Below are 15400 nucleotides of genomic sequence, written 5' to 3'. Positions count from 1 at the left end.
CTCCGCAAAAAAATAGCCCATTTACTGGGCTATTTTTTATCGAAAAATTAAGATGCTTTAGCGACACCTAACCATGTAAAGGTATTCGGTACATCATTCAATTGAATGGTTTGTTTGATTTTTAAGTTCTTCAAATCAAGTTCAACAATCGTTTTGGCTTGAGTATCATTGATAAAAATCGTGTCTGACGCAGCATTGACCACTAAACGACTTTTAGAAAGTTCAGTACCAATAACATTGTTAATCGCCTGAATTTGACCTAATCGTTGCCAAGTTTGCGTATCAATCACATGCACAGTGCCCATACTATCCAAAATAGCCAAATAGCGTCCTGTTGCATCAAATGCTTGTTGTAAGCGTTTAACCGCAGTTGTACCATCAAGCTCTTTCGCACCGATCGACCAGTCTAAACTGATCGCATTCCCTTGTTGTGGATCTACAACAAATAAAGCATGGGTCCCTGATGCAAATGCAGCAAATTGATTAATTTTCTCATGCCCTGCTAAAGTTGAAATACGCTGATCAATGAAGACTTTTTTATCAACAAAAGTATCTTTCTTTTGCTCAACCACCAACACCCCATCTTCACAACCAAAAGCAGCATAATTCGCTATCGAAGCTACGCCATGTAGGCGATTACATGGATTTACCAAGGTTTGTTCTTCATGATAATGATCACCATGGATGTGATAGCTTTTTATAATACTGAGTGCCGTTGCATCGATCGGCAAATAAGTACTGAGTACATACTCGCCTCGTGGTTCAGCTACCCCATGATGATTTTTTGGTAACTTCTGCGTCGCGATACTTTGCTGAGCAATCATTGCATCATTAAACACATCGAACTTAGAAACTTCCGTCGCACTACCGTCATAAAATAATGCCGCCGTACCATTGAAACTACGATAATGAGCAGGCGTTGCACCATTCAATTGGAACGTTAAGATATTTGGAGCATTAACCTTAAGTTGATTGCTTTGACTAAAGACACCGCCATCAGCAAATTGAACCACACCATCATTACGACTAACCATGACCGCATAACGTGATTGCGGGCTGCTGTACATCGCTGAAGGCGTATAGTTTAACGCTTTACTATCAATTAATTTCTGATCTTTTAGATCATAAACCGAGAGCATTGGACGATCTGCATCGGCATTAGCAATCGCCAAACGACCTTCATATGTTTGCGTCGTCGGTTGTTCTGGTTTTGGAGTGTTTGATGATGAACTCGATGAATCACCACTGCCCCCACATGCGGATAACAACACACTACTGAATAACGCACTCAGCAGATAAGCTTGTTTTAACTTATTCACACTCATTTCCCCTGTTGGACTGATTTATACTAATTTTGAAACGTTATAACATAACATTAATACAAAATTAATCATTTCCTGCATTTTTCCAACAGTAAAAATCGTATAGAGAAACAAAATTCACTTAAGAATATGTATTATTTGGAGAAATTATTTTTAGATGATTTTTTCATTTAAGTAGCGCCAATAGCGTTTTGGCAAGTATTGAACATGAAGTTTAATGTTTTGACGCTCCTTAATATTGATACTATTAAAATAATCTTTCCAAAGCTGATCAAACAACGCTTCTTTTTCATCGAGCTCCAATTGAAAACTCTGGCTCGTACCCTTTTCAATATTCGGATCAACCTCATTGGCGTCAAAAGAGACTTCATGGATCTCGCGTAAATCATAATAAAGACCATACTTACGTTGCTCATCATAAATCAGCCAGCGCTGGTCTTGATAACGACGCTTAAAATGCGGCTGAATCAGTGGCAACACATTAAAATCAGGACGAATTAAACTGATAAACAATTCATCTGTGGTTTTTTTAAAGCGAATGAATGCCTCCATCCGATGTTTTTCGCGCCCCACCTTTTTCGTCCATTGCGAAATCGCTAAAACGCTAGGATGTGAATAATTTTTCTCGACTGAATGTTGATGTCGAAAAACATAGACACAGTAATTAAATAAATGCTGATAAGCGTCCAGCGATTCGGATAAATATGCAAAATAGAACTGTCTTAACGATGACTTTGACAGGCGTTGTTGTAATGCAGACCAAACACGTTGCGCATGCTGTTCATCATTTGGAATCTCAACAACAGTAGCAAATAATCCATGCTGCGCCCCTTCATTTAAACAGAGTTGAACTTGGAACTCTTTAAATTGAAAAGCACGAAAGACGCAATTGAGTAAGCCGACCATTGAACCATCAAAGTAATAATAAGCAATACCATCACTTAACATCACTAGAAGCCTAAACTAAGTTGAGGTGAAAGTTGTTTGACATACTTAGATGAGCCTTGAGTCAGAATTTGTTGACGGATGTAATGAGAAGAAAGTTCTTTTTGGAAGCGTGGACTGTCTTCACAACGAATAAAAAACTTAGCGCGTGAATACGCCACACCTAATTTTTTCAGTAAATCATTATGTATCTTGCCAAAACGTCGCGCTTGCACAATTTTCTTGGCCGACTTCACTCCAATACCCGGTACACGTAAAATCATACGGTAATCTGCACGATTTAGATCGACAGGAAACTGCTCAGGATGTCGTAGTGCCCAACTTAGTTTTGGGTCAACATCTAGATCAAGATGAGGGTGTTTTTCATTGACGATTTCATTGACTTCAAAACCGTAAAAACGCATTAGCCAATCACTCTGATAGAGTCGATTTTCACGTAACAATGGCGGTGCAGAACCTACCGCAGGCAAGTAATTATTTTCAGTATTAATTGGGATATAGCCTGAGAAATAGACTCGTTTTAATTTGAATTCTTTGTAATGTCGATCTGCCATCACAAGCACATCTTGATCTGTTTCTTGATGTGCACCGACTACCATTTGTGTGGTCTGTCCTGCGGGTACATATTTTGGTACATGTTTAATAATTTGACGTTCATCTTTGAGTTGAATCAACCGATCTCGCACTAAGCCTAAGTCTTTTTGTACTTCTTGATGTGATTTTTCAGGGGCAAAGGTTTTTAATCCGACCTCAGTTGGCATTTCCAAATTAATGCTCATTCGATCTGCATAAAGACCTGCTTCATGAATCAACTCAGGCGATGCTCCTGGAATAGTTTTAAGATGAATATAGCCATTAAAATTTTCTTCTAGACGTAGTTTTTTCACCACTTGCAGCATCCGCTCCATCGTATAGTCTGCAGATTTAAAAATGCCTGAGCTAAGGAATAACCCCTCAATATAATTACGACGATAAAAATTAATGGTCAGGTCAACCACTTCCTGTACGGTAAAGGCAGCGCGTTTGACGTCATTGGAACGGCGTGACACGCAATAAGCACAGTCAAAAATACAGACATTACTAAACAAGATTTTCAGCAGCGAAACACAACGACCATCTTCGGTATAGCTATGACAAATCCCTGAGCGACTGGCATCACCTAGCCCCTTATCTTTATTTTTACGGTCACTACCACTGGATGAACAGGACACATCGTATTTGGCTGCGTCCGCAAGAATTTGTAGTTTTTCACGAATGCGATCTGACATTTCAAACGACCTGAGGAGAACAGAAAATATCGTTTAAAAATTAGCATTTCCAAGTTGTGAAATTAAGAGCATGGGAGATGCAATGCGTCATGAGGTGACGTGTAAATCTTCAAAATCTTCTTTCAAAATTATACCATGGCGAACAATTTCTCCATTTTAATTGTGTATATTCAGTTCCTTTATTTTTTGTCATCTCAACTATTTTAGAAATATTTTCTTCCGAGCAATTAGCTCCAAATACAATACCTTTCAATGAGTTTAGATAGTTGAATAATGGTTCTCGATTAACATCTCCCCCCATCAGAACCCAACGGTATTCTTGTTCTTGTTCCCAATCTAATAGTTTTTCAAAAAAGAGCCTATCTTTATGGGTTTCTAAATGACATAAAGCATACTCTTTCATGTCTGAGTCTAAACTTTCCAAAAAATCTACATTTATTATGTATGCGGAATTTCTTTCTGCAATGAACCTATCAACATAGTTAATATTCTGAGCAAAATAAGTAAAATTAGAAAACTCGTTATGAAATGCTTGACCAAGTAGATCATTGTCAAAAACTAAACAAATACCTGTATGATTTGCAGCATATTGAGCCCACATTCTTGAGTGCCCATACCCTCTGCTCAATAGATCATTTAAATGATTACCCGTTAAAACTTTATCCTTAGAAAAACATATAACATATGTTTTAGATTTAATTTCTCTATTTAGCTCATCAGATAGCGCCCATAAGTTATATGTACCGAGATCCAAATTATGATTTGTTCCTATTTCAAATAACCAATTCTTAGACTCTTTGGGATCATTAGTATTTTGAAAAGAACTAACTTTAAGTGTGTTACTTTGTAAAATATAATTGATTGCTGTATCGGCTCGTGTGTAATGATATAAATATTTTTTAGAGTCTCTATTGAAAATCATTTAGTTATCCATTTTTTTCAAATTTCACCTTTATTGAAGCAATATAACATGCATTAACTACTTTCTTCCCTTTGCCACTACTCCCCAAAATCCTTATACTTAACCACAATTTTTGTTTGATTCCAGTGGATGCACCATGAGTCGTGCTATATCGCATATTGATACATTTCAGGGCTTAATTCTTGCCCTACAAAACTATTGGGCGGAGCAAGGCTGCGTCATATTACAACCATATGATATGGAAATGGGTGCAGGGACATTCCACACTGCAACCTTCTTACGTGCATTAGGGCCAGAAACTTGGAACGCGGCATATGTTCAACCTTCACGTCGTCCAAAGGATGGTCGTTATGGTGAGAACCCTAACCGTTTACAACACTACTATCAGTTCCAAGTGGTGCTTAAGCCAAACCCAGATAATATCCAACAGCTTTATCTCGACTCTTTAAAAGCCATCGGGATTGATACTCTGACCCACGACATTCGTTTCGTGGAAGACAACTGGGAATCTCCGACTCTTGGTGCTTGGGGCTTAGGTTGGGAAGTCTGGTTAAATGGTATGGAAGTGACTCAGTTCACTTACTTCCAGCAAGTCGGTGGTGTTGAGTGCTACCCTGTGACTGGTGAAATCACTTACGGTTTAGAACGTCTTGCGATGTATCTTCAAGGTGTAGACTCAGTTTACGATCTTGTTTGGACCAAAGGTCAATTCGGTACAGTGACTTATGGTGATGTGTTCCATCAAAATGAAGTTGAGCAATCGACTTATAACTTTGAATACGCGCCAGTCGATAAAATGTTTGAATTGTTTGACTTCTATGAAGCTGAAGCCTCACGTTTAATCGAAGCTGAACTGCCACTTCCTGCTTATGAACAAGTGATCAAAGCATCTCACTGCTTTAACTTACTCGACGCACGCGGTGCAATCTCTGTTACTGAACGTCAGCGTTATATCTTACGTGTTCGTACTTTAGCGCGTTCAATTGCACAAAGTTATGTGGCTGCCCGTGCGAAACTCGGTTTCCCAATGGCAGAACCACATTTACGTGATGAAGTATTAGCTCAGTTAAAAGCACAAGTTGAAGCAGAAGCAGCCCAAGCTGAAAAAGCGAAGGAGAATAAATAATGACAAAGCATACTGTTTTATTCGAACTTGGCTGTGAAGAACTTCCACCAAAAAGCTTAAAAACTCTACGTGATGCTTTAAAAGCTGAAACGGAAAAAGGTTTAAAGGATGCGGGCTTAAACTTTGCATCAATCGAAGCTTATGCTGCTCCACGTCGTTTAGCAATTAAAATTGTGGATATTGATGCAGCTCAAGCAGATACCCAGAAACGTTTTGACGGCCCTGCTGTTCAAGCCGCTTATGATGCAGAAGGTAAACCAACTAAAGCACTCGAAGGCTTTATGCGTGGTCAAGGCATTACAGTTGATCAGCTTTCTACTTTCCAAGCAGGTAAGGTTGAAAAAGTTTGCTTCTTAAAAGATGTAAAAGGTCAAAGCCTTGATGCTTTACTGCCACAGATTTTGCAAACTGCGTTAGACAACTTGCCTATCGCAAAACGTATGCGTTCAGCAGCAAGCCGTACTGAGTTCGTGCGTCCAGTGAAATGGGTGGTGTTGCTGAAAGATGATCAAGTGGTTGAAGCAACCATTCAAGATCACAAAGCGGGTAACGTGACTTATGGTCATCGTTTCCATGCCCCTGAAGCGGTGACTTTGGCGCATGCCAACGATTACTTAGCGACTTTAGAAAAAGCTTATGTAGTAGCAGACTTTGAAAAGCGTCAAGCGACCATTCAAGAACAAGTGAAAAAATTGGCGGATGATGTCAACGCGACTGCAATTGTTCCTGCAAACTTGCTTGATGAAGTGACCAGTTTGGTTGAATGGCCAGTCGCATTACGTGCGACTTTTGAAGAACGCTATTTAGCCGTTCCTCAAGAAGCTTTGATTACCACCATGCAGGACAACCAAAAGTATTTCTGTTTGATCAATGCTGAAGGTAAATTACAGCCTTACTTCATCACTATTTCAAATATTGAGTCGAAAGATCCGATTCAAATTATTGAAGGGAATGAGAAAGTTGTACGCCCGCGTTTGTCTGATGCTGAATTCTTCTTCTTACAAGACCAAAAGCAACCGCTCGCAAGTCGTAAAGAAAAATTAGCCAATATGGTATTCCAAGCCCAATTGGGTACGCTTTGGAATAAATCAGAACGTATTGCAAAATTGGCTGTAGCGTTATCACCAATCACGGGTGCGAATGTTATTGATGCTGAGAAAGCAGCTTTACTTGCGAAATGCGACTTAACCTCTGAACTCGTTGGTGAATTCCCTGAACTTCAAGGTATTGCAGGGACTTACTATGCCCGTCTTGAAGGTGAAAACACCGAAGTTTCAGAAGCGCTAGGTGAACAATATTTACCTAAGTTTGCTGGTGATGTATTACCACAGACTAAGACAGGTACAACCATTGCCCTTGCTGATCGTTTAGATACGCTTGTTGGTATTTTTGGTATTGGTCAAGCGCCTACAGGTTCTAAAGACCCGTTTGCATTACGCCGTTCTGCAATCGGTATTTTGCGTTTAGTGATTGAAAATGAACTTGATGTCACGATTGAAGAATTGGTTAATGTCGCACTGCAAGGTTATGGCGACGTTGTTAAAGATCATGATAAGACGCGTGCTGATGCCGTTGCTTTCCTTGAAGGCCGTTATCGTGCCAAGTATGAAGATCAAGGTGTTGCAGTGGATGTACTGCAATCAGTTCAAGCACTTGCACCAAAATCGCCACTTGATTTTGATAAGCGTGTGAATGCGGTCAATCACTTCCGTACTTTACCTGAAGCGGCTGCTTTAGCTGCTGCAAACAAACGTGTTGCCAATATTCTTGCCAAAGAAGCAACGCCTGAAGGTGCGGTGGTTGAAGCGAATCTCGTTGAAGCGGCTGAAAAAGCACTTTATGCGGAATTATCGGCTTTAACACCAGTGGTTCAGCCTTTGCTGGATGCGCGTGACTATACTGAAGCGCTGTCTAAGCTTGCTGCCCTTCGTGCACCTATTGATGCGTTCTTTGAAGGTGTGATGGTTATGGCAGACGACGCTGAATTGAAAGCTAACCGTTTACGTTTATTGGCTCAGTTGCGTGGCTTGTTTACCGCTGTGGCTGATGTGAGTGTGTTGCAGGGTTAATTTACTTTTTATAAAAAACCCGCTTTTAGAAGCGGGTTTTTATTTATTTTCTTTTGAATAGACTTATAAGCATATGAATAAATACGCTCTATCATTTCTTCTCCTACTATCTATGGTACAAACTGGTTGTAATTTAAATCCTAGTTCCAAAGCGCAGCCTGAGATAGAACATAATCAAAATATACAAAATCCTATTGCTATTGGAATGGCTCGAAGTGAATTTATTAGCAAAGTGGTTACACCAAACTCAAGCAAATTAATCGGTGATAAACGGGTCGACACTTTTATATTTTACAAAAGAGGCAGCGCATCCAAACGATATGGACAAGCACTCTACAATGGATTAATGGCAGGCTACATAAAGTTTGAACCACTAATAGATAAATTATCAATTCCTGAATCAGCAACTAGAGGTGATAATGTCGTTATTCAGGTTATCTATGATTCATCAGACCGTGTTGAAAAAGTTGTAAGGATCCAATAATTAAAACACTAATGCTTCCTAAATTTACTTAACTTTGTGCAATAAGAGCTTGAGCTTTTATTTGCAGGAACAATGGTAGAATACATGTATGACAAGGTTAAATATTAACTTACGATTCAATAAAGACTTCTTGTATAGACGCCTTTATTCTTTCCAACTAGAAATTCATCCTTTATACATAACTGTATCAATTTCACATCATCCCCACTCTTTTCTTCTACCGAACGATAAGCTATAAAACTTTATTGCAATGAGATCGCTCAAAGGAAAGAAAAGATGATGAACAAAGTAAAAGTTTTATGTTTCGCCACTACATTGATTGCATCATCTTCACTCTGGGCAACGGATACAACAACCACGACACCAACACATACATCGAGTGAAACCCAATCCAATGCTAAACCTTATGGAGATAATCCAAACTTAGCGCGTGTTTTGCTCTATAAAGCAGGCAAAGGCATGCAGAACCTAGGTGATTCGATTCAAGGTGCATCTGAAAACACATCACAAAAAATCGGTGAAAAATGGAAAAGTACCAAAGAATATAGTGCTGAACAGTCCGTCATTGTTCAAGAACAAACTGAGAAAGCAAAAACTTATACTGCAAAGAAATGGCAAGACACTAAAGATGCTGTAGTGGGTACAAATGATGGAAATGTACCAATTGAGCCCGCTGATCTAAGCTCGCCATCATCCAATTAATACGATTAAATAGAACTTATAGGAATGCATCAAATAATGATTAACAAGCCATTCAAAATAACCCTATTGACCATAGCAAGCAGTATTGGGTTCACTGCATGTTCGCTTACACCAACTCAAACCGTATTTCCCATAACGCAATTGGAACAAGTTGAAAATATTGATGCGCTACCCGATACAAAAACTAATATTGCAACGCTAAGTAAATACAAAGACCGTTGCGTGATCAAATTTACAGGTTACTTAGAAGGTGGTGAAAGTACTGAGACTTGGGACTTTAGAAAAGATAAACTCAATCGTGCATTTTCGGAAACCTTTCACTACACGCCTAACAGTCCAGTTAATAACACGACTCAGAAACCTGAGTTAGATCAAAATACTCGCAAAGTCACCATATTTGATATTCAAAATACCGACGTAAAAAGTAACTTTAACAAGTTAAAAAGCCATTTTAACCAAAGCAGCTTAGCTCAATGTCACTAATTACTTCTTAAATAAAAACTCGTTGCAGATATCACTATTTGCAACGAGTTATGGCACTTTTAAACACGCTTTGGGTCAATTTAAACTATAAAAAATCAACTCAATTTGATGATAAGCCACTGCTCGCAGCCAACACATCAATACGTGGAAATACCAAGCCAGTTCGCGTATCAGTAACTGGTTTGCCGGTTACTTTCAAACGATTAATGGTTTGATCAATGCTTTCTGTCGGACTCACACTATTGGCACGCAACAATGCAATCGCCCCTGCCACATGTGGTGCAGCTTGTGAAGTCCCCCCTTGAGTTTCACCACCTGCAGTAATCAATGCGCCTGGTGCAAGTAAAGTGACCAATGAACCCCCATTACTAAAACAAGTCACTTTGTCAGCAGTCGTGGTTCGATCTGTACAATTACTCCATGCCATATTTCCCAGATTGCTATCGTAGACAGCGCCTACACGCACCGCACCCGCAACACAAGCAGGTGAAGATATCCCATCTGCAAATCCATCGTTACCCGAAGCAACCACAGGAGCAACACCTGCTGCTCGTGCATTGGCGAAAGCAGTGGCATAACTACTGTTTTGACATTCAGATGTATATTTCACCCCAGATACACCTAAACTCATATTAATCGCTTTAATGTTATAAGCTTGAGCATTATTTACCGCCCAATTAATGCCTGCGAGGATATCGCTATCATAGGCAGTACTCACCCATTGCCCTTGATATCTAACCTTTCTAAATGCATCGATGCCAATGATTTTGGTTTTAGTCGCAACTTTGGCGACAATCGCTGAAACATTACTGCCATGTCCATCATCATCTAAGCTGCCGTCATCGGGCGCACTATCAAAGGAATACACCACCCGACAAGTCGATGCAGGGGTATTGACTGCGGTACAGCCAAAATCAGCATGTTTATAATTTACGCCTGTATCAATCACCACCACACTAGATCCATCCCCTGTAAAGCCATTCGCTTCAGCTTGGGGTTGGTTAATTAAAGGAAGACTTTGCATCGTAGTTGGTGAGTTTTTACGGTTTGGATAAACCCCTTTCACCAATGGATCATTTAAAACCTTTGCTAATGTTGCACGATCTTGGATGCGATATAAACCTAAAGGCAGCCCATTAAACTCACGTAAAGTTTGAAAACCTGATGCTTTGGCAAACTTATTTTTAAACTGTGTTTTGCCTTCAGCAATATAACTCCGCTTTTCAAGGCTTGGCGATATATGAGAAAAGTTCGTCTCATATTCAATCAGTAAATCATTGGATTCATTGCTCACCAAGGCATTTAGATCAATTTTTCCTTGGGCAACTTTGGCTACTGCGGTTGAACTCAACTGTTGCTTTAACTGAGTTGCATTTAAAGCTGCAGCAGAAGAGTTCGTACTATATAAAATACATAAGCTTAATAATAATAACGTTTTATTTTTCAATTTCTATCTCCATTGTTCTCTGATAAAGAACATTTGAATCTCTAGTGGTCTTGGGTAAAGTCCACTAAACGATTAAAGCGTTTTAATTTCATTCGCAGGATCTTTCTCTGGATCTATCGGTTGAATCGCAGGATCACTTTTGGTGTTATAAAATTGAGCCTCTTCATTCGACTGTTCAGATTGATTCAATAAAGTTGTGGTGATTTCTGTGCCGTTGTTCTCCTCTTTGTTTAGTGATTTTGGAATTACTTCAAGATATTCATCTTTCATCTGATGGATATACAGATCTTCGGAAGACGTTAAAGGGTCAGATGGCTGGAAATAAAGCACGATCGCGCCCACTCCAATCAATAAAAGTAAAAATGCCGCGATCTTTTTCATTCATATGCTCCAATTTTTTTTACTGCTTATCGCAAGATTTTGTTTGAATCATCTAAAAAATAATATTTATTGACTATAATATTCACATTAATTTTCATGTTTTACCACCCATCAGAATTGTACATAAAAACCCCTCATTGTGCTTAACTTTTAGACAGCCATTACTCGATGTAGAATCATTTCAGAGATGGAAAGTTTTCTATAAAGACAACTGAGTTTCATGAAAAACCATAATAAATTTTTCGAACTTTTAGACCAAGCAATAAAAATGCCACATTTAGTTGAGATAATTTAAACCCGATATTTGGCTCAATAATTTATCAATGAGATGCCCTTAAAAAGCATATTGGTCTTATGATTGATCATTTACCAATCAAGAAGCTTATTTTTATTTATAATTAAAAACGATATTATTCACATATTTAGTTTAATAACCCCTCTCCACAATTCCTCCCCCAAGTGTTTTGTCGCTGTAATCTGCTTGTAAAGTTTTGCTGATAATCACACTTTTTTGATTTTTCCTCGTTATGATGCAACTGCGTTTATGAAGTGCCCCAATACGGTACATCGCTTAAGGAAACCGCAATATGAAAAAAATGATCAAAACTGCTATCGTGACAACAAGTATTCTTGCTTCTGCCTCTGTCTTTGCACAAAACGTCGGCGCAAATGCAAGTGGCTCAGCACAAGTTTCTGTACAGTCTAACGGCTTAATGAAAGGCGTTACAGGTGCAGTAAAGAACACGGCTCAGGGTGTAGGTCATGCAGCTCATAACGTTGGCCATGCAGCTGTGAACACGGGTGTAAATGCAACTCAAAAAACCGTTGGTACGGCTGCGAATGTTGGCTCAAACGTTGTTCATACCACGGGTACTGCGATTAAGAACTCTAAAGACTACGCGGTAGATAAAGCTGTTGATGGTAAAACCTTTGCAGCGGATAAAACAGCAAAAGCCGCACATACCACTGGTGCAGCTGTTAAAAACTCGAAAGACTATGTCGTAGATAAAGCTGTTGATGGGAGAACTTTAGCCGCTGAGAAAACAGCGAATGTCAAAGAGCGCATCGAAGCAAGAAAATCAGCTCATGAAAATCATGGTGCTGACGGTAAAGCAATTTCTGCCGAAAAAACAGCTGAAGTAAAAGCACGTATTGAAGCTAAACAATCAGCGAATGCTGAAGCAAAGAATAATGCGACTGAAAAGAAAGTAAAATTTCTTGACCGCATTAAAGGGAAAAAAGCAGATGCAAATGCCGAAGCTGGCGCAAATGTTGGTGTTAAAGCATTAGGTGTAAATGCCAATGTAAACACCAATGCGAAAGTTGGCGTAAACTGATCTCTAAATATTCACCACAAAAAAGCCTTTTGAACGTTCAAAAGGCTTTTTTTATTGCATACATATTTGGCTCAACAGCAGTATAGCTTGGTCTGCTCATCCGCATTATTTTCGATAAAATGACTCAAACCTTCAGCACCACAACATAAAGTCAATTGCTTATAGCTCACACTACAAAAATCAGCATACTGTTTAAAAACCAATGGTGACTGATCTAAAGGTAATGGTTCGCCAACGGGAATCAACTTATGAATACCGCGATCATTCATGGTCAGTAAGTAGCGATCATTATTCAAATCAAGTTCGACCAAAGTATTCGGCTGAACCTTTAAAGGCAAAAGATACTGATGATTTCCAGCAATAATATCTGCCGCATAACTTTCGAGTTTCAAGCTCACTAAATTGAAAACCACAAACTGTTGCTGAGCCGTTCTGACATTCGGAGTTAAAGCCTCAGCATGTTGCACAAAATGCGGAAGTGCACCCAACTTATGTAGGTTCTGTTCAGTTCCTTGTTTAAGCTTAAATAATTGCTGCACCAGTTTTTGCTTTATGGTTGCATCAAAATAACGCTCATCCAATTGCAAGTCATTATTTTCCAGTATTTTTAATAAAGCATGATGATGTCGGTGCAATAAAGCATCCAACACATGGCGATAATAAAACTTACTTTGCTTTTTGACCTCTCGAACACGTCGATAGAAATAGGTGATATCAAATGGCTTTTCAACGAAATCATTTAAAAGTTCTGAACTTGCCAGCACAGAGAGTGCCTCATGCCCTGTAAAAGGCAAATGAATCACATGCATCTTTGGCAACAACGGCTGAATCTTTAAAAAATGCTCTTTATCTTCGGCATAATAAGGATCATAGACAATAATGTATTCACGTGCTGGATCGACTTCATCCGGTTGAATCTGCATATTTTGATGAATCGATGCATCAAAAAATTCAGCATAACGACGGTCTTGCACTACATCTGGGTCAATTGAGTATTGTGGAACAAAAGCCACGATTTTTTGCATATTCAATAAATTTGAATATTTAATCGCAGCATAACCACCCATCGAGCCACCATAGCCAACAATCTGTTTAAATTGCTGCAAGATCGGTTGAATCTGTTGCTGCATGGCAAGCATGCTGCTTTTAGGAAACCATGTCTTCTGCTTCGGCATAATGCCGATGACGTTGTATTGATATTTTATTAATGATTTTTCAGCATTAATGGACATGCCTTTAGCGCGACTAATCAAATCGCCAAACGAAACCACTAACGTGTCACTTGAACCTTTTAAAAAAATAACGCGAATATGATCATCTTCAAATATTATTTGTTTATCCATGCTCACACTGAAAAATATTCCTAGGTGTGAATCAACAAGTCATCAAATGATGGCTTTGCCAATCCTTAATTGCGGAGTATCTTATTTTATAGAGATCAAGCAGATTAAAAAGCGCAAAAAATGACACAATCCTTACATCCTGCTGCACAAAAAGGCTTTAGTTTAGGGGCTAAACTCTACCAGCAAGTTCGACCCAGTTACCCACAAGAAACAGTCATTTGGCTGCAAGATCGACTCCAAATAGGTGAAAATTCAACTGTTGTTGACCTCGGATCTGGGACTGGCAAATTCTTACCTTACTTGATTCAGACACAAGCAAAAGTGATCGCAGTCGAGCCTATCTTGGAAATGTTGCAACAACTCCAACACAGCCATCCCAACATTGAATGTATAGAGGCATCCAGTGATCAACTTCCCCTAAGCGATCAGTCGATTGATGCGATTGTCTGCGCACAGTCTTTTCATTGGTTCTCGAATCTTGAGGGTCTGACTGAAATGCATCGCGTATTAACCCCATCGGGGCATGTCGGCTTGATTTGGAATCAGCGAGACATTGAGGTCAATTGGGTGAAAGCGTTAGCTGATGAAATTGCACCATTTGAAGGAGATAGCCCACGTTATCACAGTGGGAAATGGAAGCAGGTTTTTGACGGTCAGAATTTGTTTAAACCCATCGACGTACAAACCTTTCAATTGATGCATCGCGGTACAGTCGAACAAGTGGTGAGTAAACGCCTGCTCTCTACCAGTTTTATCGCAGCCCTAGCACCAATCGATCAACAACAACTCAAAACCAAGTTCGAACAAATTGTATTTGATTTTACGGGATTAACTGCGCAAGATCAGATAGATTTTCCTTATGTCACTTATGCCTATCATTTTCAGAAAATATCGAATTAATGAGTTTATTTATGAAAGCTAAATTTAAAACAACATTTGCTATGGGCTGCATTTTGGGCTCAGCCTTGATGCTCAGTGCATGTAATAAAGACCAAGAGCCAACGACGCAAAATGAAGGTCAAACCAATTCAGCCAAGGATGCAATTGGTCAACTCAATCCAATGCCAATTAAGCAATTTCCAACGACTACAGATGATGCGCATGATATTGCAATCTTGGATGAATATGACCAACGCTTTACCGAGATGACCGATAGTATGGAAATTGAATTGGCGAAAATGAAACAAGATGGCACTTTAACAGCAGAGTTTGAACAGCAGCGTCAAAAAGACAATATCCGATCTGCCCTCAATATGTTGAAAGACTTGGAACTCAAAACTGAACAAGGTCGCTATATTCAAGGGTTGCTTTACGATTATTGGGACAATCAAGCCAAGGTTTTAGATCAAAGTCGTTTTTCCAATCCATCTCAAAATTCGAGCAAGCAAGTCGAGCAATTAAATGGTTATCTACATGCACAAAGCCAATTGCATCATTGGAAAAGTTCACAAGCACCAAAGAGCTAAGTGCAAGTAAGCGTCAAACTAAATAAAGCGTTATCCATATTTCGGTAATAAAATGCCCGCTCCTTTTTATAAAAGAGCGGGCTATATTATTGATCAAATCAAAAC

Annotated in this window: 15 protein-coding genes; 8 read left to right on the top strand and 7 right to left on the bottom strand. The window is 39.2% G+C overall.

All coding sequences use genetic code 11. From position 1 onward, the window contains the following. Positions 1 to 47: 47 nt before the first annotated feature. The 4 genes from EXE30_RS01625 to EXE30_RS01610 all read right to left on the bottom strand — a co-directional run bounded on the left by EXE30_RS01625 (position 48) and on the right by EXE30_RS01610 (position 4457). Positions 48 to 1319, bottom strand: a complete 1272-nt coding sequence (locus EXE30_RS01625) for a YncE family protein (RefSeq protein WP_130160913.1) — start codon at positions 1317 to 1319, stop codon at positions 48 to 50. A gap of 156 nt (positions 1320 to 1475) precedes the next feature. Continuing rightward, positions 1476 to 2270: a TIGR03915 family putative DNA repair protein gene (locus tag EXE30_RS01620; RefSeq protein WP_130160912.1), complete on the bottom strand. Its 795-nt coding sequence runs from the start codon at positions 2268 to 2270 to the stop codon at positions 1476 to 1478. A 2-nt stretch (positions 2271 to 2272) separates the two neighbouring features. Beyond that, positions 2273 to 3535, bottom strand: a complete 1263-nt coding sequence (locus EXE30_RS01615) for a putative DNA modification/repair radical SAM protein (RefSeq protein WP_130160911.1) — start codon at positions 3533 to 3535, stop codon at positions 2273 to 2275. A 109-nt stretch (positions 3536 to 3644) separates the two neighbouring features. Continuing rightward, the gene (locus EXE30_RS01610) at positions 3645 to 4457 is read right to left on the bottom strand and encodes a DUF2971 domain-containing protein (RefSeq protein ID WP_130160910.1); all 813 of its coding nucleotides are present in this window, start codon (positions 4455 to 4457) and stop codon (positions 3645 to 3647) included. Positions 4458 to 4593: 136 nt separating this feature from the next. On the opposite strand from EXE30_RS01610, the gene glyQ reads away from it, so the two are divergent. The 5 genes from glyQ to EXE30_RS01585 all read left to right on the top strand — a co-directional run bounded on the left by glyQ (position 4594) and on the right by EXE30_RS01585 (position 9321). Then, on the top strand, positions 4594 to 5583 hold the full coding sequence (gene glyQ, locus EXE30_RS01605; protein ID WP_121928876.1) for a glycine--tRNA ligase subunit alpha: 990 nt from the start codon (positions 4594 to 4596) through the stop codon (positions 5581 to 5583). After that, positions 5583 to 7652, top strand: a complete 2070-nt coding sequence (glyS, locus tag EXE30_RS01600) for a glycine--tRNA ligase subunit beta (protein ID WP_130160909.1) — start codon at positions 5583 to 5585, stop codon at positions 7650 to 7652. The genes glyQ and glyS overlap by 1 nt, the downstream gene beginning before the upstream one ends. A 73-nt stretch (positions 7653 to 7725) precedes the next feature. Next, positions 7726 to 8136 (top strand): hypothetical protein, encoded by a 411-nt coding sequence (locus EXE30_RS01595; RefSeq protein ID WP_130160908.1) that lies wholly within the window; start codon positions 7726 to 7728, stop codon positions 8134 to 8136. A gap of 276 nt (positions 8137 to 8412) precedes the next feature. Beyond that, positions 8413 to 8838: a hypothetical protein gene (locus EXE30_RS01590; RefSeq protein WP_130160907.1), complete on the top strand. Its 426-nt coding sequence runs from the start codon at positions 8413 to 8415 to the stop codon at positions 8836 to 8838. A gap of 36 nt (positions 8839 to 8874) precedes the next feature. Further along, positions 8875 to 9321 carry a hypothetical protein gene (locus EXE30_RS01585; protein ID WP_130160906.1) on the top strand — a complete coding sequence of 149 codons (447 nt, stop codon included), beginning with the start codon at positions 8875 to 8877 and terminating at the stop codon, positions 9319 to 9321. Between the two features lie 100 nt (positions 9322 to 9421). On the opposite strand, the gene EXE30_RS01580 is transcribed toward EXE30_RS01585, so the two are convergent. Both EXE30_RS01580 and EXE30_RS01575 read right to left on the bottom strand, forming a co-directional pair. Next, positions 9422 to 10768, bottom strand: coding sequence for a S8 family peptidase (locus EXE30_RS01580; RefSeq protein ID WP_130160905.1), 1347 nt, complete (start codon positions 10766 to 10768; stop codon positions 9422 to 9424). Positions 10769 to 10840: 72 nt separating this feature from the next. Next, positions 10841 to 11149: a hypothetical protein gene (locus tag EXE30_RS01575; protein ID WP_130160904.1), complete on the bottom strand. Its 309-nt coding sequence runs from the start codon at positions 11147 to 11149 to the stop codon at positions 10841 to 10843. A 587-nt stretch (positions 11150 to 11736) separates the two neighbouring features. Here EXE30_RS01575 and EXE30_RS16135 point away from each other — a divergent pair. Beyond that, positions 11737 to 12486 (top strand): hypothetical protein, encoded by a 750-nt coding sequence (locus EXE30_RS16135; protein WP_130160903.1) that lies wholly within the window; start codon positions 11737 to 11739, stop codon positions 12484 to 12486. A 71-nt stretch (positions 12487 to 12557) separates the two neighbouring features. On the opposite strand, the gene EXE30_RS01565 is transcribed toward EXE30_RS16135, so the two are convergent. After that, on the bottom strand, positions 12558 to 13829 hold the full coding sequence (locus tag EXE30_RS01565) for a hypothetical protein (protein WP_130160902.1): 1272 nt from the start codon (positions 13827 to 13829) through the stop codon (positions 12558 to 12560). Positions 13830 to 13949: 120 nt separating this feature from the next. Here EXE30_RS01565 and EXE30_RS01560 point away from each other — a divergent pair, with 120 nt between their 5' ends. Beyond that, positions 13950 to 14729 carry a class I SAM-dependent methyltransferase gene (locus tag EXE30_RS01560; RefSeq protein WP_130160901.1) on the top strand — a complete coding sequence of 260 codons (780 nt, stop codon included), beginning with the start codon at positions 13950 to 13952 and terminating at the stop codon, positions 14727 to 14729. 11 nt (positions 14730 to 14740) lie between these two features. Continuing rightward, entirely contained in the window at positions 14741 to 15295 is a 555-nt protein-coding gene (locus tag EXE30_RS01555) for a hypothetical protein (protein ID WP_130160900.1), read from the top strand. The last annotated feature ends 105 nt before the right edge of the window (positions 15296 to 15400 follow it).

Source organism: Acinetobacter halotolerans, from assembly GCF_004208515.1.
Classification (GTDB): domain Bacteria; phylum Pseudomonadota; class Gammaproteobacteria; order Pseudomonadales; family Moraxellaceae; genus Acinetobacter; species Acinetobacter halotolerans.
The sequence above is the reverse complement of the archived record's forward strand: the minus strand, read 5'-3'. Positions and strand labels throughout refer to the sequence as shown.

Excerpts from the sequence above, each read along its gene's own strand:
- EXE30_RS01620 (WP_130160912.1), bottom strand. The coding sequence starts at position 2,270 with ATGTTAAGTGATGGTATTGCTTATTATTACTTTGATGGTTCAATGGTC.
- EXE30_RS01615 (WP_130160911.1), bottom strand. The coding sequence starts at position 3,535 with ATGTCAGATCGCATTCGTGAAAAACTACAAATTCTTGCGGACGCAGCC.
- EXE30_RS01610 (WP_130160910.1), bottom strand. The coding sequence starts at position 4,457 with ATGATTTTCAATAGAGACTCTAAAAAATATTTATATCATTACACACGA.
- glyQ (WP_121928876.1), top strand. The coding sequence starts at position 4,594 with ATGAGTCGTGCTATATCGCATATTGATACATTTCAGGGCTTAATTCTT.
- glyS (WP_130160909.1), top strand. The coding sequence starts at position 5,583 with ATGACAAAGCATACTGTTTTATTCGAACTTGGCTGTGAAGAACTTCCA.
- EXE30_RS01595 (WP_130160908.1), top strand. The coding sequence starts at position 7,726 with ATGAATAAATACGCTCTATCATTTCTTCTCCTACTATCTATGGTACAA.
- EXE30_RS01590 (WP_130160907.1), top strand. The coding sequence starts at position 8,413 with ATGATGAACAAAGTAAAAGTTTTATGTTTCGCCACTACATTGATTGCA.
- EXE30_RS01585 (WP_130160906.1), top strand. The coding sequence starts at position 8,875 with ATGATTAACAAGCCATTCAAAATAACCCTATTGACCATAGCAAGCAGT.
- EXE30_RS01575 (WP_130160904.1), bottom strand. The coding sequence starts at position 11,149 with ATGAAAAAGATCGCGGCATTTTTACTTTTATTGATTGGAGTGGGCGCG.
- EXE30_RS16135 (WP_130160903.1), top strand. The coding sequence starts at position 11,737 with ATGAAAAAAATGATCAAAACTGCTATCGTGACAACAAGTATTCTTGCT.
- EXE30_RS01565 (WP_130160902.1), bottom strand. The coding sequence starts at position 13,829 with ATGGATAAACAAATAATATTTGAAGATGATCATATTCGCGTTATTTTT.
- EXE30_RS01560 (WP_130160901.1), top strand. The coding sequence starts at position 13,950 with ATGACACAATCCTTACATCCTGCTGCACAAAAAGGCTTTAGTTTAGGG.
- EXE30_RS01555 (WP_130160900.1), top strand. The coding sequence starts at position 14,741 with ATGAAAGCTAAATTTAAAACAACATTTGCTATGGGCTGCATTTTGGGC.